Annotated in this window: 17 protein-coding genes, 2 tRNA genes and 1 pseudogene; 6 read left to right on the top strand and 14 right to left on the bottom strand. The window is 61.4% G+C overall.

Annotated elements, in window-relative coordinates; all coding sequences use genetic code 11:
• The first annotated feature begins 15 nt into the window (after positions 1–15).
• The 5 genes from coxB (at position 16) to B0G82_RS24060 (ending at position 5,588) form a co-directional block, all read left to right on the top strand.
• Positions 16–1,056: a cytochrome c oxidase subunit II gene (gene coxB, locus B0G82_RS24080; RefSeq protein ID WP_121309278.1), complete on the top strand. Its 1,041-nt coding sequence runs from the start codon at positions 16–18 to the stop codon at positions 1,054–1,056.
• Between the two features lie 60 nt (positions 1,057–1,116).
• Positions 1,117–3,117, top strand: coding sequence for a cytochrome c oxidase subunit I (gene ctaD, locus B0G82_RS24075; RefSeq protein ID WP_241974819.1), 2,001 nt, complete (start codon positions 1,117–1,119; stop codon positions 3,115–3,117).
• A gap of 1 nt (position 3,118) precedes the next feature.
• Positions 3,119–3,763, top strand: a complete 645-nt coding sequence (locus tag B0G82_RS24070) for a cytochrome c oxidase subunit 3 (RefSeq protein ID WP_116146066.1) — start codon at positions 3,119–3,121, stop codon at positions 3,761–3,763.
• Positions 3,748–4,191 carry a hypothetical protein gene (locus B0G82_RS24065; protein ID WP_121309276.1) on the top strand — a complete coding sequence of 148 codons (444 nt, stop codon included), beginning with the start codon at positions 3,748–3,750 and terminating at the stop codon, positions 4,189–4,191. The genes B0G82_RS24070 and B0G82_RS24065 overlap by 16 nt, the downstream gene beginning before the upstream one ends.
• 98 nt (positions 4,192–4,289) lie before the next feature.
• Positions 4,290–5,588 carry a cytochrome c gene (locus tag B0G82_RS24060; RefSeq protein WP_121309275.1) on the top strand — a complete coding sequence of 433 codons (1,299 nt, stop codon included), beginning with the start codon at positions 4,290–4,292 and terminating at the stop codon, positions 5,586–5,588.
• An 867-nt stretch (positions 5,589–6,455) separates the two neighbouring features.
• Here B0G82_RS24060 and B0G82_RS40310 read toward each other — a convergent pair.
• Positions 6,456–6,749, bottom strand: a complete 294-nt coding sequence (locus B0G82_RS40310) for a hypothetical protein (RefSeq protein ID WP_206751623.1) — start codon at positions 6,747–6,749, stop codon at positions 6,456–6,458.
• A gap of 253 nt (positions 6,750–7,002) precedes the next feature.
• Positions 7,003–7,686 carry a Crp/Fnr family transcriptional regulator gene (locus tag B0G82_RS24050; RefSeq protein ID WP_121309274.1) on the bottom strand — a complete coding sequence of 228 codons (684 nt, stop codon included), beginning with the start codon at positions 7,684–7,686 and terminating at the stop codon, positions 7,003–7,005.
• 539 nt (positions 7,687–8,225) lie between these two features.
• Here B0G82_RS24050 and B0G82_RS24045 point away from each other — a divergent pair.
• Positions 8,226–8,501: a hypothetical protein gene (locus tag B0G82_RS24045; RefSeq protein WP_121309273.1), complete on the top strand. Its 276-nt coding sequence runs from the start codon at positions 8,226–8,228 to the stop codon at positions 8,499–8,501.
• A 427-nt stretch (positions 8,502–8,928) separates the two neighbouring features.
• On the opposite strand, the gene B0G82_RS24040 is transcribed toward B0G82_RS24045, so the two are convergent.
• From B0G82_RS24040 to B0G82_RS23985, 12 genes and pseudogenes are all read right to left on the bottom strand, one after another.
• Positions 8,929–9,636, bottom strand: coding sequence for a Crp/Fnr family transcriptional regulator (locus B0G82_RS24040; RefSeq protein ID WP_116146057.1), 708 nt, complete (start codon positions 9,634–9,636; stop codon positions 8,929–8,931).
• Between the two features lie 260 nt (positions 9,637–9,896).
• A tRNA-Thr gene (locus B0G82_RS24035) sits at positions 9,897–9,972 on the bottom strand.
• A gap of 14 nt (positions 9,973–9,986) precedes the next feature.
• Positions 9,987–10,061 (bottom strand) — tRNA-Thr (locus B0G82_RS24030).
• 766 nt (positions 10,062–10,827) lie between these two features.
• A pseudogene (locus B0G82_RS24025) lies at positions 10,828–11,552 on the bottom strand (IS6 family transposase).
• 66 nt (positions 11,553–11,618) lie between these two features.
• Entirely contained in the window at positions 11,619–13,151 is a 1,533-nt protein-coding gene (locus B0G82_RS41115) for a methyl-accepting chemotaxis protein (protein ID WP_116148962.1), read from the bottom strand.
• 13 nt (positions 13,152–13,164) lie between these two features.
• The gene (locus tag B0G82_RS24015; RefSeq protein ID WP_116146056.1) at positions 13,165–14,766 is read right to left on the bottom strand and encodes an aldehyde dehydrogenase (NADP(+)); all 1,602 of its coding nucleotides are present in this window, start codon (positions 14,764–14,766) and stop codon (positions 13,165–13,167) included.
• 112 nt (positions 14,767–14,878) lie between these two features.
• The gene (locus tag B0G82_RS24010; protein WP_116146054.1) at positions 14,879–15,982 is read right to left on the bottom strand and encodes an Ldh family oxidoreductase; all 1,104 of its coding nucleotides are present in this window, start codon (positions 15,980–15,982) and stop codon (positions 14,879–14,881) included.
• A gap of 75 nt (positions 15,983–16,057) precedes the next feature.
• Positions 16,058–17,383, bottom strand: a complete 1,326-nt coding sequence (locus B0G82_RS24005) for an MFS transporter (protein WP_241974818.1) — start codon at positions 17,381–17,383, stop codon at positions 16,058–16,060.
• Positions 17,384–17,537: 154 nt separating this feature from the next.
• On the bottom strand, positions 17,538–18,296 hold the full coding sequence (locus B0G82_RS24000; RefSeq protein ID WP_116146051.1) for a ribonuclease activity regulator RraA: 759 nt from the start codon (positions 18,294–18,296) through the stop codon (positions 17,538–17,540).
• A gap of 42 nt (positions 18,297–18,338) precedes the next feature.
• On the bottom strand, positions 18,339–19,550 hold the full coding sequence (locus B0G82_RS23995; protein WP_121309272.1) for a porin: 1,212 nt from the start codon (positions 19,548–19,550) through the stop codon (positions 18,339–18,341).
• 150 nt (positions 19,551–19,700) lie between these two features.
• Positions 19,701–20,897: an L-2-hydroxyglutarate oxidase gene (gene lhgO, locus B0G82_RS23990; RefSeq protein WP_116146050.1), complete on the bottom strand. Its 1,197-nt coding sequence runs from the start codon at positions 20,895–20,897 to the stop codon at positions 19,701–19,703.
• A 153-nt stretch (positions 20,898–21,050) separates the two neighbouring features.
• Positions 21,051–21,752 (bottom strand): FadR/GntR family transcriptional regulator, encoded by a 702-nt coding sequence (locus B0G82_RS23985; protein WP_116146048.1) that lies wholly within the window; start codon positions 21,750–21,752, stop codon positions 21,051–21,053.
• Positions 21,753–21,816: the final 64 nt, after the last annotated feature.

The following is a 21,816-nucleotide window of genomic DNA, read 5'->3' as shown; positions in this document are numbered from 1 at the left end:
CACGAGGAGACATGCATGCGATTGACGACGGCTGTTGCCCAACGCGTTTTTGTCGGCATTCGTTTCGTTGCTTTGACTCTGTCGGCTACGAGCGCTCAAGCCCGTCCGAGCGCGCCACTCAACTATTTCCTCCACACCGCGGGACCCGCCGCCGCGCCGACCATGCATTTAGGCTGGCTCATGGCAGGTGTTTCAGTGACGGTGACAGTGGTCATTGCAGGCTTGCTGATCGCCGCGATCGCTCGCAAACGTCCCACCGCCGCCAGCGATTCGCTTAACGCCGAATCCGGCGGCATGCGCTGGATTTATATCGGCACGGGCGTTTCGTCGGTGGCCTTGCTGGCGATGCTGGTCTATATCCTCATCACACTGCAGGCGGTCGCAACGCCTGCCACGCATCCTCAGTTGACCATCAGCGTGACTGCTTACGACTGGTGGTGGAAGGTCGACTACGCCGACGATCCCAATCCTGCGCGCAACTTCAGCACGGCCAACGAGATCCACATTCCCGTCGGCGAACCTGTAAAGATAGCGTTGAAAAGCGCGGACGTCGTGCACGCTTTCTGGGTGCCGCGACTGGCAGGCAAAACGCAGACGATCCCCGGTCAGACGAACGAGCAATGGATCCAGGCCGATCGAGCGGGCATTTATCGCGGGCAATGCTCGCAGTTCTGCGGCGCACAGCATGCGCACATGGCTTTTGAAGTCGTCGCACAGAGTCCGGCGGATTTCAACGCATGGCGCGACGCGCAGGGAAAAACGGCGGTATCCGCGGCTGACAGCAGCGTCACGGCGGGCCGTCATCTATTCGCCGAGCGCTGCGCCGGTTGCCACACGATTCGCGGCACGGACGCGGGCGGTCGGCAAGCGCCCGATCTCACGCATCTGAACTCGCGTCGTCTGATCGCGGCGGGTGTGCTGACTAACACGCCGGATCATCTGCTCGACTGGATTCAACACGCGCAGTCGATCAAACCCGAGTCGTTGATGCCGAGCATCGCGCTCAACGCGGGCGAAGCCGCGGCGCTGTCGGCCTATCTGGCCACACTGCATTAAACCCTTGGCCCGCAATCAGAGGAGCGTCCTTTAATGTCCGATAACGCGAGGCCCGCTCTAATGGCACCCACACGGCAGGCCGCGTGCGAAGCGCTGCCGCTCGAGCGCACGCCGCAGTACGGCCGCGTCATGCCCGGCAGTGCCGGAGAAAAACGTCTGCACGAGATATGGGAAGCGCCGCCGGGATGGCGCGGCTGGCTCTCCACGGTCGATCACAAAACCATCGGTCTGCGCTATCTGGTCACCGCTTTCATTTTCCTGCTGATGGGCGGCATCGAAGCGCTCATCATGCGCATTCAACTGGCGCGGCCCAATGCGACGGTTCTCACGCCCGAGCAATACAACCAGCTCTTTACGATGCACGGCGTGACGATGATCTTCCTGTACGCATTGCCGGTGCTATCCGGTTTCTCGAACTATTTGTGGCCGCTGGTGCTCGGTTCGCGCGACATGGCGTTTCCGCGCCTGAATGCGCTTTCGTACTGGGTGTTCCTGTTTGCCGGCATTTTTTTGTATGCGAGCTTTCCGACCGGACAGGCGCCGGATGCCGGCTGGTTTAACTACGCGCCGCTCTCCGGTCTCGAGTACAGCACCGGACCGAACATCGACGTCTACGCGCTCGGCATGGTGCTGCTCGGCATCTCGACAACGGTCGGCTCGATGAACTTCGTGGTCACGTTGCTACGCATGCGCGCGCCAGGCATGTCGCTGGATCGCATGCCGGTACTGGTGTGGGGCACGCTCACGGCGTCCGGCGGGAATCTGTTGGCGGTGCCGTCGGTGAGCCTGGCGTTCTTTCTGTTGTGGCTCGACCGGCGCATCGGCACGCACTTCTTCGACGTGCTGAATGGCGGACGTCCGCTGCTGTGGCAACACCTGTTCTGGATCTTCGCGCATCCCTGGGTCTATGCGGTCGTGCTGCCGGCCATGGGTATCGTCTCCGATGCGTTGCCGGTGTTTTGCCGGCGTCCTCTGGTCGGCTACGGGCCCGTCGCGCTATCGACCGTCGCGACGATGGTGATCGGTTTCGTCGTGTGGATTCACCATATGTTCGCAACCGGAATTCCGGCGCTCGCGCTATCGTTTTTCGGCGCTGCCAGCATGGTGATTGCGATTCCAAGTGCGGTCGCTACCTTTGCGTGGATCGCGACGATCTGGACGGGGCGGCCGGTGTTTCGCGTACCGTTTATGTTTTTCGCGGGCTTCGTGTTTCTGTTCGTGGTGGGCGGCGTGTCTGGCGTGATGACCGCTGCCGTCCCGTTCGACTGGCAGCTCACCGACACGTACTTCGTGGTCGCGCATTTGCATTACGTGCTGCTCGGCATCAACGTGTTTCCCGTGATCGGCGGCATCTATTTCTGGTTTCCGAAATTCACCGGCCGGATGATGAGCGAACGGCTCGGCAAGTTCGGCTTCTGGGTGTTGTTCGCCGGCTTCAATATCGCTTTCTTCCCAATGCATATCGCAGGTCTACTCGGTATGCCCAGGCGTATCTATACGTATCCCGCCGATATGGGCTGGAACACCGTGAATCTCGTTACGTCGCTGGGGTCGTTTCTGTTCGCCGCGGGCGTGCTCATTTTCATGATCGATCTGCTCGTGAGCCTGAAGCGCGGCAAGCCGGCCGGCGACAACCCGTGGGACGCGCCGACGCTCGAATGGTCGGTGAGTTCGCCGCCACCGCCTTACAACTTCGCCGTGGTGCCGACGCTGGCGAGCCGTCATCCGTTATGGGAAGGCCGCATCGAAGAGCCGGGTGTCACGCTTCACACGCGCTCGCGACTGCATGAAGGCTATCTGCTTGCGCAGGGCCGCGAGGCGCTCGGCACGACCGCGCTCGAAGCGAATCCCGACGTGATCCTGAAGATGCCGGGCGATTCATACGCGCCGTTCTGGCTTGCGGTGTTCGCGACGCTGGTATTCGCGGGACTCGCGATGAGCGCATGGACATTTGCCGGCGCGATGCTGCTGGGGTGCGCGGTGTCGATTGTCGTGTGGCTGTGGCCGGAACGTGTGTTGATCCAGCGCGAACCGGCCAGCGTTCAAGACGCGGGAGGCTAACGTGAGCGATGCCGTGGACTTGAGTCAGACCGCCGCCCAGCCGGCTGAACCCTTGCCGATCGGCAGTGCGGGCGAGCGCTCGGGCGGCTGGTGGGGCTGCCTCACGTTGATTGCGACTGAAGGCGCGTTGTTTGGCTATCTGATCTTTTCGTATCTCTATCTGGCCTCGCAGAGTACGCAGCGATGGCCGCCAGAAGGCTTGCCGAAGCTCGGTCTCGGCATTGCAAACACGATCATTCTGCTGTCGAGCAGCGTGTTCGTCTGGTTGTGCGAGCGCTGCGTGAGGCGCAAGCGCTTGAGATGGGCCATGGCCTCGATGACGGTGGGCGTCCTGCTCGGAATCGTATTCGTGGGCATTCAACTGCTCGAATGGCACGATCATCCATACGGCCTGACGACGCATCTGTATGGCTCGCTGTATTTCACGATCACAGGGTTCCATATGGCACACGTCGTGGTCGGCATCATCGTGTTGCTGTTCTTGCTGCTGTGGACCGCGCTGGGCTATTTCGACGAAAAACGCTGCGCGGCGCTGACCATCGGCGGCCTGTACTGGCATTTCGTGGATGTCGTGTGGTTGTTCATCTTCAGCACGCTCTATCTGACGCCGTATCTGTTTCGGAATCTGTCATGGCCGGGAACATGAAACCGACGTTGCGCGCCGGACCATCTGCCGTGCCGACCCCGCCCATGCGGCGCGTGCTGGTCGGCCTGCTGGTCGCGCCGTGCGCATGGCTCGCGCAGATGGTTATCGCCGAGACGCTGGCCGCGCAAAGCTGCTATCCACTCGATCAGCCGCTGTCGTCCCCGGCATTGCCGTGGATGCGTTCGGCGCTCGTTGTCATCAGCGCGTTATGTCTTGCGGCCGGCGCGTTCGGCGCGCTGACGGCCTGGCGAAACGTTCGTCGTCTCGAAGCGGCGAAGGAGGGCGCCCCGGGCGGCATAGGCCAGAGGCGAAGCGGACTCGACGCTTTTCTGACACGTATCGCGGTGATGTGCAGTGCGCTGTTTCTGTTCGCGTTGATTGCAACTGATATCGCATTGGCGCTTGTGTCGCCGTGCAAGTGGTGGTGACGATGCGCGCTTCTAATCCGTTTGTTTCACCAAGCCGCAAAGGGCCGCACGGGCGATGGTTTCGGCATGGCCCGCGCGTTGCCGTTGCGATGCTCGCCATGACGCTCGGCGCGCTTGCTTGCGGCTACACAGCCGACTCCGCACCCGCCAATGCGACGCCGGCCGACGCCGCGCAGATCGCACGCGGTGCGTATCTCGCGAAGGCCGCAGACTGCGCAGGCTGTCATACGGCCGCGCCACGCGTCATGCGGCCCGGCGCCGCGCCGACTCCGGCGACGCCGTTCGCCGGCGGTCTCGGCATGGCCTCGCCGTTCGGCACGATCAATTCGTCGAACATCACGCCGGACCCGCAGGCAGGTATCGGTCTCTATACCTATGACGACTTCGCACGCGCGTTGCGCGACGGCGTTGCGCGAGGCGGCAAGCGGCTCTATCCGGCGATGCCGTACCCATCGTTCGCGAAGATCGACGATGACGACATGCACGCGCTCTACGCGTATTTCATGCATGGCGTGCAGCCGGTGGCCACACCCGCTCCGCCAACCCGATTGCCGTTCCCGTTCAATCAGCGCTGGGCGCTCGTGTTCTGGGACTGGGCGTTTCTGCCGAACGAGCGCTTCAAGCCGGAAGCAGGGCGCGACGCGCAATGGAATCGCGGTGCGTATCTCGTGCAATCGTTGGGTCACTGTGGCGCGTGCCACACGCCACGCGGGCCGGCTTACGAGGAACGCGGCTACACCGAGGCGAGTCCGCTGTATCTGACGGGCGGAACCAACGATCACTGGTTCGCACCGAACCTCACGGCCGACCCCGGTTCGGGCTTGGGCCGAAGCTCCGCGAAGGATATTGCCGCTTTCCTGAAGCACGGCCATGGCGGCGGCCTGGTGACATTCGGCAGCATGGTTCAAGTGGTGGAAGACAGCACGCAGTATCTCGACGATGCCGACCTCGCGGCCATTGCCACTTATCTGAAGAGCCTGCCAGCGCGCGCTCGGAGCGGACACTTCAATGCAAGTTCACGCGGCGCGCGACTGAGCGCGCAGGCGCTGAAGACGGGCGATGTCGAGCGGCCCGGCGCCGGCATCTACGCAACCTATTGCGCGCGCTGCCATCAGTCGAATGGCGCGGGCGTGCCGCAAAAATATCCGCGCCTTGCGGGCAATCCGGCCGTGCTCGCTCCACAAACGACCTCGCTGGTTCGTCTGCTCGTGGAGGGTGGCGGCAGTCCGAGCACGGACGGCGGCCCTGAACCGCGCAAGATGCCAGCGTTTGCGGACAAACTGACCGATAGCGAACTAGCGCACGTTCTGACTTTCATCCGTAATACGTGGGGGAATGCCGCCGAGCCCGTCGCGGCCCATGACGTGACCGCGGTGCGGCATGCCTTGCATAAATAGAGGCCGTGGAAGGCGTATCAAACGATCCAAAAGCGTTGACGGTACATACGACGCGTGAGCGGGCGCCGAGGCAGGGACAGGTCGGGTCATCGGCAACGTACTGTGGCCCGTCCGAATGCATTTAGCTCACACGGGGCGTTGCGCAATAAAGCAGAAACTGAGTTTTTCGATCGACCCTGCTTTATTTGTCGATCACTGATAAATAAAGCATAAGCAGACAAAAAATAAACCAAAAGTTGAACATCAGATCGGGCTCGCGGTCCGGTGCATCAGACGCTGAATAAACCAAAAGTCTGCAATCATTTGCGGAAATAGAGCAGAAGATCGCGAGTGGCTGGTTTGGACAAGAAGACTGCAGAGTTGCGGAAGCTTCTCTTGGGGTTGTCAGCCCACGCCTTGAACGAGAATGCTCGGATCATGGCGTCGAAAAATCCTGCTGCACGTTGAACTTGGAAATCAAGCGTCACGACGAGCAGGAAGCTGCGTGGCGCGGGATTCCACAGATTCTCAGCGATCGGACCGGACGATCGACTTCGCTGAAACCGGAATCGTTGGAACGTGGGGACCATCTGCCGCTAGCGCGCTATTCGTCCGCCAAAAACGGCCGCCAGCAGAAAGAGGGCAAAGCCAATCTGGCAAGCATGCGCGCTTTCTAGCTTGCGCGTCCCGGAGAGCAGATTTTCCAGACAGTGTCTGGAAAATCGCCACCGGCGAAAGACGTGGTCGACACCACGGCAATGCGCCCGAATACATGACGCTCGCCGGCCTTTTTCGCTGCCATCGTCGGCCTATGTGCGACTGCTAACCGAGCACCACAGAAACGGTACGCCGCAAGTGTACGGACCGGGTACAGCGAATGGTACGACGTTAGAGGACACCGGCAGTGACAAACACCTCATTCGGAACGAAGGTTTTGTTTCCGGCGACGGGTGTTGCGGTCCAGATTGTCGCCAAAGGTGCAGAGCGGCGGATTGACGAACCGTCACCGAAGACCTGCTCGTCGGTTTCTGAACCGGATGCGTCGTGAGAGGCGCAGAGCACGAAATGAGTTTCCTCATTGCGCGAATGCCCGCTGCCCTCTGAAATGCGCCGCACAGGGCGCGGGATGGTGACTGGCTGAAACGGGTGGCGCGCTGCCGGCCACAGTCTGGCGCGCTTCAAACTCCGTGTGTCCACTGCACGAGACGGAAGCGCCACCGAAACGGCATGCCCCAAGGTGTAGATGGCGGACGTGTTTCGGCCTCGCATAACTCCAATGTCCAGTCGCGGAAACTCCGGGAGCAGCGCTCCGCGATATCGTTCGTCATGTCCGGCATTTCCCGCGTAGTAGCAAGTACCTTTCGGGTAACGAAATGGGCCATTTTCGACGATCACTGCTGACCTGCGGCTTGATCAAAAAATTGAAACAGCCAACCTATCCATTGCCCAGCGCGCGCAATGCATCTGGGTCGAGAATGCGGATACGGCGACCCTCCTTGGCAATGAGACCTCGAAGTTCCAGCGACGAAAGCACCCGTGAAACTGTCTCTCGACTCACCTTCGCCATCGCAGCGATTGTCGCCTGACTTGGCGGTTTAGCCGGCGCTGCATCCAAATCAGCAGGGAAATCCAGCTCGTCAACGATCACCGCAGCAACACGCGCAGCGGCGCGCGGAAATTCACGCCTGCCGTGGCAATCGACCAGGCGTCCAACCACGGACGCGAGAAGGCCGTTCAGCGCGACTGACACTCGAGGCTCGCTAAGTATTTGGCGAGCGAGCGTCCGGCCTATTATTGCTACCGTGCTCTCACGATTGGCTATCACATTGACGTTACTTGGTCGGTTCGAAATGATTGGAACCGCTCCCGTGGATCCACCCGCGGAGACAGTGCGGATGGGTGCTTCGTCGCCTTTCGCCGATAGACTCGACACTCTTAGCTGCCCCAATAGAACGAGCAACAGCGGTGATTCGACCTCCCCTTGAAACGTCACATAGGCACCGCTTTTGAAGTCCATTACCCGTGCAGCGTTCGCAAGAAGCTCAATTGTTTTTGCATCCGTTGTAGCGAACAACGTCTGTTGTGCCAGACTGGCCTTCAATTCTATTATTTTCTTCATTTCATTCTTGGTAACTGCCGAAAGTTACCGAATATCAGGAGTTTGACACCGGACACGTGTCATTCTCGTTTTCACATCTGATGTTTCCGGCGCCCACGGCTGGTCGATCGACTCGGCACAAGCCCGCGCGGTTCGCAGTCTCGCGGTAAAAGATCATAAAAAATAGACTCAGATCGATACGACAAAACCGTATCAGCCACAGGCCAATTGGCATTTCGACCGACTGGACACCTTATAAGGACACGATTGCTGTGGCCGATCCGCGGTACAAAGCGTTGACTGATGAATTGTTGCCTGTCATGCAAGAACAGTTGCCGACGCCCGACTCGGCGTCGTGACATGGCGGCATAACCTGATCAAGCTACGACTGAGAATTGCGCTGGCGTTCTTCGTTCCTCGCCTCGCGTCTCCAATCGAGTTCCGACCAGGCCCAGATTGCGCACCCGACGAGTGACCAGAACAGCGGCGCTCCCTGGATCGGGTAAATTGTCCAACCAAGAAGTTCCGCGCATTTCAGTAATAGCTCAGGTAGAGAAAGAATGCTCGCCGCGATCCAGGCTGATCCGAACCTGCCGATGCAATTCCAGAAGGCGGTGCTCGACCAGCAGGCGCAGTTCGCGCAGATCGCCGCCGATGTCGAGAAGGCTGAACTCGTCGCCGATCAGGCCAATACCGCGGTGGTCAACCAGACGATGCAGGTCGAGGCGAAGGCGGACCACTGGCCGACCTATGCATGGCGGCCGTTCGTCGGATTCTGTTTCGGACTCGCATGGATTGGAGCGTACTTCATCATCCCGCTACTGCGCGGCTGGTGACCGAACATTGCTCAGCCGAGCATCCCGCCCGAGGCGTGGATTGCAATCGGTGGCGTGCTCGGCGTGGCGAGCTTCGTCCGCGGGAAGATGCAGAGCGACGCGCGCGTGACGAGTGACCACCGCGGGTGATGTTGGGGTTCATCGCGCGAGCGAAGTGGGCGTGAGAACTAGTTCACGATAGTGAGCGCCGTCACTGAAAGCTGGTCAGAATCCGTCGAGAATTGAGTTCTCTCAGGTGCGCGACGTGGCTCTCGGAAAGTCGCGCGTCATTTAGGTCGGGCGTCGCCGCCCGGCTCTTTTTCAAGGCGTTACAAGCATATGTGCGGGCGCTGAAAGAGCAGGGGGGTTATCGAGCGCGCGACCTTCGGCGACATGGAGACGCATACCGGATTGTCGCCGTGTCGCCAACGTGTGAGATTTGCCGTCGTCAGGAAACGCTGTCGTCCAAGGTTTCGTCGGCTAAGGCGAGCCCGCTGAATATGCTGCGGTCGAGAACCCGAAGCCGCTGTCCTTCTTTAATAACCGCTCCACGCTGCATAAGCGATTTCATTGCACGCGAAACGGTTTCGCGACTGACGTTCGCAGAGGTGGCTATGGCCGTCTGGTTCGGAAGCTCGATCAACGGCTGCGTGCCGTCAGGAGATTCATCTAGGGCCGCGTTTATGATGGCGTAGACGCGCGAAAACGCGCGCGGCATCGACAGCGTCGACTGACCGCGGACGGCTCGATGAAACTTGCCAGAAAGAATTGACAGTAGAGCAACTGCGACGCTCGCGTCGCAAAACAGCTCGCGTGCCTGCGCCCTGCTTATCACGCCGACGACGCCGCTCGTCAAGGCAGTCACTGACGCGAGCACGGGCGTGTCCAGAATGATCGCGCTTTCGCCGAACGACTCGCCAGCCTTTATATAACTATAACCGGTCTCATGCCCGGCTTCCGATACGCTTGAGGCGTGCAATTGCCCCGAAATCACGAGAAAAAGGGGCGAATCTGAGTCGCCGTGATGTACGACGATGTCGCGCGCCTTGACCTTACGATAACGAGCACACCGCCGGACGCGAGCGAGGACGTCTTCACTGGCGTTCTGAAAAAGCCATTGCTCTCGTAGCAGCGATGTCGACGGACTTGAGTGCATATCTTGTCTTCATAAAAGCGGACGCGAGTCTACATCTTCTTTCGACATCTTGCATTCTGAGCTGCGCAGTGGAATTTACCGAGCGAATGGGGTCGCTTGGCTTGTCGCCGGTCAGTTGCAGTTTGCAGTCGGGACAGGACAGACTAGGTTCGGAACCGGGGCTATCGACCCGGGCTCGCGGGGAAGCGATGCAACAGCCATACGGCACTGCTGGATAGCGAAAGGCCGCGCAAACCTCGCGTGGCCCGTCGCCTGAAATGTGGTGCCCCCTGTCTGATTCGAACAGACCACCTCATGATTACAAGTCAAGTGCTCTACCAAATGAGCTAAGGGGGCGAAAACTTCATTGTTGGGGCCCATGGACAGGATCGAACTGCCGACCTCTCCCTTACCAAGGGAGTGCTCTACCACTGAGCCACATGGGCTTGCTATTTCCGCCTGATACTGGAGCGGGAGACGAGGCTCAGGGCCTTACCGGCCGGAGCAGGATCATACAGTATTAGTTGTGCTGATGGAACCGCGATAGAACTGTTCTCTGCGCCGAATTCACCGCGCTGGGGGGCGGGCGACTGGAGACCTTGGTGACATGGAGGCCCGTGCCAGATTATCGCCGGTGTCATGAGGAAGCCGTGTTCGCCTGCCGTGTCCGAACCGCCCGATACCCGTTCCTCCATAGCCGGTCTGTATGACTGTCCGCAGCCGACCGACTGGGCACCTTATCAGGACACGGTTACTGTGGCCGATCTGCGGCACGAGGGCTTTTATGACGGGTTGTTGCCTGTCATGCAATGTACAAGTCGGGACGTCATCGAACAGGCACCGTCAGATCCTGCGAAGGCTGCTCAACCATGCAAGTGCGAAAGACGGCACCCGACCCTCAACCGCCGTTCAGGCCCGCGCAAATCACCGACAGCTTCCGGATCGCAACGGCCGTTCGGCTCGACACTCGGTCCTACAATTCATCGGCCGATGAAGTCTCTTCTGCGGCGCGCCGCAAAAAATGGCGGCGACCGCAAAGTCAAAGTCTGTGCTGGCGCTGGGCGGCGCAACGAGGGGGATGCCCTGCCCGAGGTCTTAGTCTGCGTGTGCGCGATCGAACGCCCACACTTCAAGGAAACCCATCAACTCGCACGGTATTGTCAACTTGTTGAAGGGCGCGCAGGCAAGATGTATAACATAAGGACAACAAATTTATGCGGCAATGCGATCCAGCATCGGATTGTCCGTTACGGTTTCCCACACCTCGAACGCCTGCTTGCGGGCCCGCCGTTTCTGTTGCGCGTTCTCGTTGTAGCGGCAGTGCATGAACAGGTTGCTCACCTGAGCATGGACCGACGTGAATCGTTGCAGATGGCGCGCCGGCTTGAAGCGCCGCATCACCTTCTCGCGCACGCGTGCGGGCTGGTGCGAATTCTCCACCCGGTTGTTCAGTCCTATGTGCTGCCGATGCTCGGCGTTCAAGCCCAGTTCGTGCTCGCCGCCGCGTAGCTGCGCAGTTTGTCCGTTACGATCACGCGTGGGCAGCCGTGGCGCCTGAGCAGCTTGCGCATCAGCCGGTTGGCCACCACCTTGTCGCAGCGGCTCTGCACCAGCACATCGAGCACTGCGCCTCGCTGATCGATGGCCCGCCACGGCCAATGCTTCCTGCCGTTGATCGTCACGACCACCTCATACAGGTGCCACTTGTCGCCGCGCCCCGCTGCTGTCGAGCGGATACGCTTCGCGATCACCAGACCGAACTTCGTTGCCCAGCACCGCACCGTTTCGTACGTAAGCTCGATTCCCTATGCGGCCAGCATCTCCTCAACCATGCGCAGGCTGAGCGGGAATCGGTAGTACAGCCAAACCACGTAGCTGATGATATCCGGCGGAAATCGATAGCCCTTGAACGAAATCGGCGCCTCGGCGACGGCCAAACGCAGACGGAAGCTTTCTTCATGCCTCGTTATATTCGTCGACCCCGGCGCCAATTTGACAATACCCTAAATCCTGAACACCGCCACCGTCTCTTTCAACATTCGCGCCTGTTCCTCGAGCGACTGGGCCGCTGCTGCAGCCTCCTCGACCAACGCGGCGTTGTTCTGCGTGACCAGATCCATTTCCGCGACGGCGCGGGCGACCTGCTCGATTCCCGTGCTTTGCTCCGACGAAGCGGCCGAGATCTCGTCCATAATGTCCGCCACGCGCCGCACGCCGGTGAGGATCGCCTGCATGCGGCCGCCTGCCTCGGTGACCAGCGTGCCGCCCGCCTGTACTTTTTCGCTCGACGTCTCGATCAGTTCCTTGATCTCTTTTGCGGCAGCCGACGAGCGCTGCGCCAGCATGCGCACCTCGGCCGCCACCACCGCGAAACCGCGTCCCTGTCCTCCGGCGCGCGCAGCTTCGACTGCTGCATTGAGCGCCAGAATATTGGTCTGAAACGCGATGGCATCGATAATCGCGATGATGTCGCCGATACGGCCCGAACTCTGATCGATTTCTTTCATCGTCGTCACCACCTCGCCCACCACGGTGTTGCCGTGATCCGCCGTGTTGGCCGCATTGGCAGCGAGAGCCTGCGCCTGACGTGCATTCTCGGCGTTATGCCTCACCGTGCCGGTCAGCTCTTCCATGCTAGCGGCGGTTTCCTGTAACGACGTAGCCTGCTGTTCAGTACGTGCGGACAGATGGAGATTGCCTGAGGCGATCTGCTGGGCCGCCGTGACGATCGCATCGCTTGCGTGACGCACCGTTGTGACCGTGCTTACGAGGCCGTCGCGCATTTGCGAAAGACCGTGCAGGAGCATGCCCATTTCGTCATGCGAACGCGCTTCGATCCGCTGCGACAGATCGCCCGTCGCGATCCGGTTGAAGTGTTCCAGCGCTTCACCAAGCGGACGGCCGATCGCGCGGCGCAGCGACACGAAGGTGAAGACACCGGCGAGCAGCCCAAATACGACGGAGGCGATAGTTACTACACGAAAGCGCTGGAACCTCGCTTCCGAGTCATCGTACTGTGCCTTTGCCTGATCGCGTTGAAACTGCTTGAGATCAGCGCTCACCGTGACATAGTCCGTATTGGCCAGCGCGATTTTCTTCAACGCGACTTTGACCGCCGCATCGTCCATGCCCTTGACCGAATCCGCAAAAGCGTCCAGTTGGTTTTGCACCTGGCTGCGCCTGGCACTGACCGCGGCGGCCAGACGGTTTTCGTCTGATGTGGCAGGCAAGGCCAGATACTTCGTCCACGCATCCATACCCTGCCCTCTGAGCATGCGGTAAGTGGCAACGTCTTTCTCGACCGTCGGGGCGGCCGGATCGAAAGCGATGCGGTCGACGGTCGTGCGCTCGCGGCTGATCGCGAGTTCCGCGTCGCCGATCAGCCGCGTGCTGGCGAGCCGGTTCGTGTTGGTCTCGCGGTTGGAGTCGTTGCTGCTCGCCATACCCGCTACGCCGAGCGCGCCGATCGCCGTCAGCAGCACACACAGGAAAAGTATCGCGGCGCCTAGACGCGCTCGTATCGACAGTTTTGACATGACGCGAACGTCCTTAGCGAGCGGGTGCACAATCAAGAGAACGCTGGGTCATCTCTCCATCGACGAGCCGCATCAGATTGAGCGGGTTGGCATTCTTCAGCGCGTCGGGCAGCAACTCGTCCGGATAGTTCTGATAGCACACCGGCCGCAGGAACCGGTTGATCGCAAGCGTGCCGACCGAGCTGCCGCGCGCATCCGAGGTCGCGGGCCATGGGCCGCCGTGAACGATCGCGTCCGACACCTCGACGCCAGTCGGATAAGCATTCACTAACAGGCGGCCAGCCTTTTCCTCGAGCCGTTCGATCAGCTTGCGATGCGACTGCAGATCGCCGCGCGACGCGAGCAGTGTGGCCGTCAACTGGCCGCGCATCGTCGACGCGAAACGCAGCAGGTGTTCCGCACTGTCGAGTTCGACCACGATCGTAACCGGTCCGAAGATTTCTTCTTCGAGCGGCCGGCTCGGATCGAACAGCAACGCGGCATCGGCGACAAACAGTTGTGCGGCGGCTTGCTGGGTTTCACCTTGCGCGGCTGCGAGCAAGGTAATGCCTGCGTGATTCGACGTGCGTTCGAGGCCCGCGCGGAAGTTGGCGAAGATGCCCGGATTCAGCATGGTCTGCGGCGCCTGCCGCTCGATCGCCTTGCCGAGGCTGTCGATAAATGCGCTGAATTGCGGCGAACGCACGCCGACCACGAGGCCGGGACTTGTGCACAGTTGGCCGCAACCCGTCGCGACCGAGGCCGCCAGTTCATTGGCAAGCGCCGCACCGCGCTCGCGCAAGGCGCCCTCCAGCACAAACACCGGATTCACGCTCGACATCTCCGCGAACACCGGAATCGGTTGTTCACGCGCTGCCGCAAGATCGCATAGCGCCCGCCCGCCGCTCAGTGAACCGGTAAAGCCGACTGCCTGAATGCCAGGTGCCTGCACGAGGCGCGCGCCAACGCGTTCGCCATAGATCATGTTGAAGGTCCCCGCCGGCATGCCGGTCTGTCGCACCGCGCGCTCGATTGCATCCGCCATGCGCTCAGACGTCACCAGATGGCCGGAGTGCGCCTTGACCACGACCGGGCAGCCGGCTGCCAGTGCGGAGGCAGTATCGCCGCCAGCAACGGAGAACGCCAACGGAAAATTGCTCGCGCCGAAGACCGCAACCGGGCCGACGCCAATCCGGTATTGCCGCAGATCGGGACGCGGCAATGGTTGCCGCTCAGGCAACGCCTGGTCGATGCGCGCGCCGTAGAAATCACCCCGGCGCAAAACCTTCGCGAAGAGTCGCATCTGGTTGCTGGTGCGCGCCCGTTCTCCGGCGATGCGCGCGTTCGGCAACGCGGTTTCGCGCATCACGTCGGCAATGAAATCGTCATCGAGAGCATCGATCTCCGCTGCAATTGCCTCAAGGAAATCCGCACGAACGCTCGACGGCAGCGCCCGATAGTGCGGGAAGGCCGCCGCCGCGGCCTCGACGGCTGCGTCGATTTCAGCGTCGGTCGCCTGCGAAAAAACCACCGGATAAGTTTCGCTGGTCCATGCCGAGAGACTGTGCAGCGAGATATCGCCACGCGCGCTGCGCTGGCCGCCGATGTAGTTGTGGCCGAGAATGGTTGCTGTCATCTGGTTTTGTGCTCGTTGCAAATGGCGTGGTGTGCAGCGCTCGCAGAGCGTTGCGTTGCGCGCGCCGCTAGAGTCAAGGTGGCGAGGCTCAGCCGGTGCCCTGGGCTCAGACTCAAACAGTCAGCAGGAAAGGCGCGCCCGCGGCCTTTGCGACTTCGCGGATCTTCTCGCGCAACGAATCGGGCATCGGAATGCCCTCCACGCTGCGCGCGGCGCGCGTGAGACGCTCAGGGTCCCCTGGGATCAATACAGGCTGCGACGGGTCGGCGGGCTGGCTTTCGCGCAGCGCGGTGATCACCGAGTCGAGATCGGCGTGGTATTCCTCGATCGGACGGAACGCCGCCGGATTCATCGCAAGGAAGAAATGGCCGATGTTGTCCGGCTCATCGCTCCTTTGCGTGCGGTTACGCACGGGCGAGAACGAACCGCCGCCCAGCGTGCTGCCGAGAATCTGCGCGAACAGACCGAGCCCGTAGCCCTTGTGACCGCCGAGTGTGTTGCCGTCGCCTCCTAACGGCGCGAGGCCGCCACCGAGGCGCTCGAACAGCAGCCGGTAGGCTTCGGCCGAATCGGTCAGCGGGTTGCCGTTCGCGTCGAGCGCCCAGCCCGGCGGCAACGGCTTGCCCTGCAACGCGTACACCTTGACCTTGTTCGACGCGACCACGCTGGTCGACATGTCGAGAATCACAGGCGGATGCCGGCCCGCCGGCGTAGCAAAGGCGAACGGATTGGTGCCGAGCATCGGCTCGGCCCCGAAAGTGGGCACCACCGTTGCAAGCCGGGTCGAGCACGACACCATCGCGATCAGTCCGCGTTCGGCCGCCATTTCCGCGTAGTAGCCCGCCGCGCCGAAATGCTGCGAGTTGAACACGGAGACCGCGCCCATATCGCACGCCAGCGCTTTCTCGATGGCCAGTTCCATCGCCATACGCGACGTGGGGTGTCCCATCGCCGCATTGCCGTCGATCAGCGCGGTGGTCGCGGTCTCGCGTACGATACGCGGGCTCGCCTTCATGTCGATCTGACCGGCGCGATACAACTGGTCATAGAACATCAGCATCGAGATGCCGTGCGAGTCGATGCCCTTCAGATCGGAATCGATCAGGATATCGGCCGAAGCCGCGACCTGCCCGGGCGACATGCCCCAGGCTTCAAGGATGACCTCGATTTGCTGCCGTGCGATTGCCGCCCCGACGCGGGGCATAGTGTCTGCCATGACTGACCTGCTAAACGAAAGAATTAAATCGAAAAAAAATGGGCCGGCGCGTTGCGTTGAGTTAAGCGTTAAATGTTATTGCGCGGTGGACATGGCTTCTGGCCCGTCGCGGCCGGCAAGACCAAGCCGCACCCAGACCACCAGCGCGCCAGTGCCGAGCAACAGCAGGCTAACGGCGGGCACGAGCATCGGCGCGGACGTGCTGCCCGTTACCTTGCCGACCCAAGGCATGATGTTTTGTGCAAGAAAACCACCGACGCTCGAGCCCGCCGCGATCACCGCGAGCGCCGCCGCGCCACCTGCACCCTTCATGAATGAGGCCGGCAGCAAGCGCGGCGGCAATGCCCAGAAACACGGGATCATCAGATACAGACACGGCGCGCCGAGCGAGAGCGCGGCGAAACGCACCGCATTGCTGAACGGCCCGACGCTGGCGACGAAGCACAGAATGCCGAGCAGTGCTGCGCAGAACGCGGCGGTCAGCACGCGGCGCGGCGTTTTCAGACGGCGCGGCAACCACAGCAGCATCAGCGATGTGATGAACCACGGAATCATGTTGAGCATGCCGTTGACGCTGCTCGTCACGCCGAAGCCTTTGACGAGGGTCGGCAGCCAGTAGGCGATGCCGTAGATCGCGATGGAGATGGTTCCGTAGCCAACGCTAAAGAGCGCCACCGTCACAAGCGCGGCCAATGACCAGCCGTCGCCGCCGGCGAGGCGCGCCGCGGGTGGATCCGCACGCAGCCGGCTTTCGACGACATCTTTCTCGCGAGCCGTCAGAAAGTTGGCGGAGCTCGGGCCATCGGGCAGGCAGTACAGCGTGACGAAGGTCAGCAGTAAGGCAGGCGTGCCGGTGGTCAGAAACACCCACTGCCAGCCGGCAAGACCCGCGACGCCATGCAGTTCCAGTGAGAAACCGCCGATTAGCGAGCCGAGCATGTTGCCCATGCTGCTGCCGAGTGTCAGCAAGCCGACGATGCCGGTGCGCTGCCGTTCAGGAAACCACATGCCGAGATAGAGGATGATCCCCGGATAAAGACCGGCTTCCGCGGCGCCGAGCAAGAAGCGCAGGATCTGGAAGGCCAATGCAGAAGGTGTCCACGCGAGCAACAGCGTCGCGACGCCCCACGTCAACATGATCCGCGAGATCCAGCGGCGCGCGCCAAAGCGATGCATCAGCAGATTGCTCGGCACCTCGCAGACCAGATAACCGATGAAGAACAGCGACGACGCAAAGCCGTACGACGCCTCGCTCATCCTCAGGCTGCTGAGCATCTGCAGCTTGGCGAAGCCGATATTGGCGCGGTCGATATACGCGACCAGGAAAATGGCAATCAGCAGCGGCACGAGCCGCCACGCTATGTGCGTAAAAAGTTGGTCTTCACTGCTTCGATCGGTCACTGTCGTCTCCATGCCGGACCGCTTATGCGCGGTCCGTTGTAAATGCTGATGCGAGTGGTTTCGTACGGCCTCGCCGCACGGAATCATTTGTTAGAGCGGCCACCGGCGCTCGCGCGATTGCATCATTGCGCGGCACAGGTAACCGCTTCCTTGCTTATAGTCCAGCCCCGTTTGCAGACGGGCTCTTTTTCCATGCCTCGAAGTCGGCGCGCGTCGCCTCGTCCGGCGGGTACAGTCCGAGGGTCGAGCGGCCGGCGCGCACCTGTGCGTCGACCCAATCTTCGAATACCGTCATCGCGGCAGCTTCTTCAGCGATCTCGTTGGCCAGATGCGCCGGAATCACCACGACGGCTTCCGCATCGCCGACGATGATGTCACCCGGATACACCGCCACGTCGCCACACGCGATCGGCACGTTCAGATCGACCGCATGGTGATGAATCAGGTTGGTCGGCGCCGACGGCCGCGCTTGATAGCATGGAAAGTCGAGCTTCTGCAAATCCGGCGTATCGCGAAAGCCGCCGTCGGTGACGACGCCGGCCACGCCGCGCAGCATCATCCGCGTGATCAGAATGCCGCCAGCCGAGGCCGCGCGCGCGTCCTTGCGCGAATCGACCACCATCACGTGACCAGATGGAATCTCCTCGACGCCGCGGCGTTGCGGATGGCTGCGGTCCGAGAACACGCCAATGTGATCGAGATCCTCGCGGGCCGGAATGTAGCGCAGCGTATACGCTTCGCCAACCATGCGCGCGGCCGACGGGTTGACCGGCAGCACGCCTTGCACGCAAACGTTGTGAAGACCGCGCTTGAAAAGCGCAGTGGTCAGGGTCGCCGTGCTGACATTGCGCAAGCGGGCGCGGTTCTCGTCAGTGAGCGGGCTCGGGATAGTCACTGCGGTCGCTGAGGTCACAGATTTACTCCTGGTTTCGGTGAAATGGTGGCCGGCCGGGCGTCAGAACTTGTGGCGAATCGCGAAACGGACCGTCGCCTGCTGGTTACCCGACGCAGGCGTCAGGCCATTGAGCGAGGCGCGCGCTGCACGCCCGGTCGAATCAGTGCCCGACGCGTGCTGCAAAACGCCGATCAGATAGAAGTCGGTCCGCCTGGAGACGATGTAGTCGGCACTCAGCGAGCCTTGTTGGTACTTCGCGTGATTCGCGCCGCCGCCGTCGGTGTAGTTGTAGGCTGCGCCGAACGAGAGCGCCGGCGTCAGCCGATACTGGAGATTGACTTCCGCGCTGTTGAAGCTCGCAGTGCCGCCGACGCCCGCCGGATTGAGCGCCGACACCGCGCCGCTCAAATGCTTGAATTTCGTGTTGGAGTAAATCCCGCCGAGGGTCGCCGAGCCGATCACGTAGGTGGCGCCGGCGCTGATGATCTCTTCGCTTTGCGCCGACGCATAGCCGTTGATCACCGGCGAGCTGCCGAAGTTGTTGGTGGCCGCCGTCGCGCCGACTGCCGTGCCGAAGAAAGACGCATTCGGATTCCGCGCATTCAGGTAGCCGACGCCGACCGTGAGCGGCCCGCCAGCGTAACCGGCGCCGAGCGAGTAGATCTGGTTGCCGGCCATGCTGCCCGGCACGCCGCCGAAGCTATACATGCCTTCCGCGGTGAAGCCTCCATAGCTGGCCGTACGGTACTTGACCGCGTTGTTCACGCGATTGGTATTGTTGAGGTTGTCGAGGTCGCCCGGATGCGCGCCGATGCTGCCTGAGAACATCGCGCTCGGCATCAGCGGATGGATGTAATCGACCACCGGATCGTACTGACGGCCGAGCGTGACCGTGCCGTACGGGCTCGAAACCCCTACATACGCCTGGCGGCCAAACAGCAGCGAACCCTGGCCCATCTTGCCGTTGTTCACGTCGAACCCGCTTTCGAGCACGAAGATCGCCTTCATGCCGCCACCCAGATCCTCATTGCCGCGCAGGCCCCAACGGCTGCCGCTTAGAATGCCGCTCGAGAGGCTGTACAGGCTGTGGCCATGCCCCGGGCTCGTTTGTACGTTGCTCGTGTAGTTGACGCCCTCGTCAATGATGCCGTATAGCGTCACGCTGCTTTGCGCGTGAACTGCTGCCGGCGCTCCCGCAACGGCAAGCGCGGCGAATGCGAATGCCACGTGTGCGGCGAGAGGTTTCGAGGAGGTTGCGAGGAACTTATGCACTGCGAGGTCTCCAGTCACTTTTTTCAATGTAGCGAGACGTTGTGCTTCGCCGATGCGCGGCGCACACAACAGAAAATCCAACGAGGCGATGAACGGCCTCGTCGGCGGAAAAGGTGTTGTCCAAACAGCGTGCCGATGGGTGCGGGTCAGTTACGCGGCCTTCAGAATGCGATCGGCGATCATCGAGCCGATCGGCATGGCGGAGGTCGCGGCTGGCGAAGGCGCATTGCACACGTGCACCATGCGCGGTGTGTCGGCGAACAGGAAGTCGTGTACCAGCGTGCCGTCGCGCATCACGGCTTGCGCGCGAATGCCGGCTTCGTAAGGCAGCAGATCGTCAACGGTCAGCGACGGGCAGTATTTGCGGCACTGCTCGAGATAGCCGCGCTTGAACAGCGAGTTCTTCATCTCGCCCATGCCCGAGCCCAGGTTGCGCCAGATGGTTTTCCAGAAGCCGGGGAAAGCGGCGTATTCGGCGACGTCGCGCAGATTCACGGAAAGCTTCGGATAGTTTTCGCGGCCGAAACCGAGAACCGCATTCGGTCCGACTGTCACGCTACCGTCGATCATTCGCGTCAGATGCACGCCGAGAAACGGCAGGTCCGGGTCGGGAATCGGATAGATCAAATGACGCACCACGTCGTTCTTCGAGGCCGGCAAGCGGTAGTACTCTCCGCGAAACGGCACGATCTGGTGATCGATTTTCACGCCCGCGAGCCTGGCTAGCCGGTCCGATTGCAGGCCGCCGCAGACCACCAGCTTCTTCGCCCGCCATTGCTGTTCCGCCGAGCCGCCGACGGTGACGTAATCGCCCAACTCGGCAATCGACGTGACCTGCGTGCCGAGGCGAATTTCGCCGCCTGCTTTCCTGATAACGCGGGCCATCGCTTCGCATACCTGACGGTAATCGACAATCCCTGTCGCATCGAGGAACAGGGCACCCAGACCGACGATGTTCGGCTCATGGCGCTGCAACTCGGCGGCGTCGAGCCGCTCGACGCGCAAACCGTTCTGTTGCGAGCGCGCGTACAGCGCTTCCATGCGCGACAACTCGAGCGGATTCGACGCGACCAGCAGCTTGCCGCACACATCGAACGCAATGGCATGCTCTGTGCAAAACTGCTTGGTTGCCTCGGCGCCGCGCTTGCACAACTCCGCCTTCAGACTGCCCGGCTGGTAGTAGATGCCCGCGTGAATCACGCCGCTGTTGTGCCCGGTCTGGTGTTTTGCGAGCGTGGTCTCCTTCTCGAGCAGCAGCAGCGAAGCCGTAGGCTCCCGTTGCAGCAACTCCATCGCCGTCGCGAGACCGACAATGCCGCCACCGATGATGCAAAAGTCATATGTCATGTTTTTCTTGTTCGCTTCTACTTTGCGGATTCAGCTAGCTGAACGCTTTCTCGTCCGCTTATCAGGTTGTCTGACTAACTAGCCAAAAAAAGAGCATCGTCTCGCGGGCTTGAGCGCAGGGCCGCGAAGGTCCGCGCTGCTTGCCTGCTATCGTCAATCGCTAGGGGGTAACTCGATTTTCTGGCGTTTGGCTGCGGCACGCAGATGCCGCTCAGCCGATTCGGCGGCGCCCCGATGGTCGCCGCGCTCGATCGCCTCATACAGTTCGCCGTGCTCCTGGCGCGCATAGTCACCCGCGTGGCTCGCCGTGTTGGCCCATTGTGCGCGACGCACCGCCACCAGTTGGCCGCGCAGGAAATCGTGGAACGCGACGAAATACTCGTTCTTGGTGGCTGCGGCGATGGCCCGGTGAAACGCGACATCGGCCGCGGAAGCCGCGTCGAAATCAAGGCGTTTCTTTTCCATCTCGCGGATCGCATCGCTCATACGCTTCAGATCTTCCGGGGTACGTCGACGCGCCGCGGTCATCGCCGCCTGGGTTTCGATCCACAGACGCATTTCGAACAGTTGCGCAAGATCCAGCTTCCGGTTGCCGCCGCTCGGCAACCGGAAAACCGTACCCGACGGCGTCTGCGAAATGAACGACCCTGCGCCGCGCCGGGCAACCAGTACGCCGTCCGACTTCAACTGCGCGATTGCCTCGCGCACGACTGAGCGGCTCACGTTGAGCCGTTCCGACAGTTGCTGCTCCGTTGGCAGGCGCGACTCGGCAGGAAAATGACCAGTATCAATTTCCGCGCGAAGTGCGCTTACCACACGCTGCACAAGCGAATCGGGACGTTCAAGCTCAAGCATTAACAGGATCTCGTTTGATCAGGTTGTCAGACAATAGCGAACTACTCATGCGGTGTCAAGCAAT

This window comes from Paraburkholderia sp. BL17N1, from assembly GCF_003634175.1.
In the GTDB taxonomy this organism is placed as follows: domain Bacteria; phylum Pseudomonadota; class Gammaproteobacteria; order Burkholderiales; family Burkholderiaceae; genus Paraburkholderia.
This window is presented reverse-complemented; position numbering and strand designations above follow the sequence as displayed.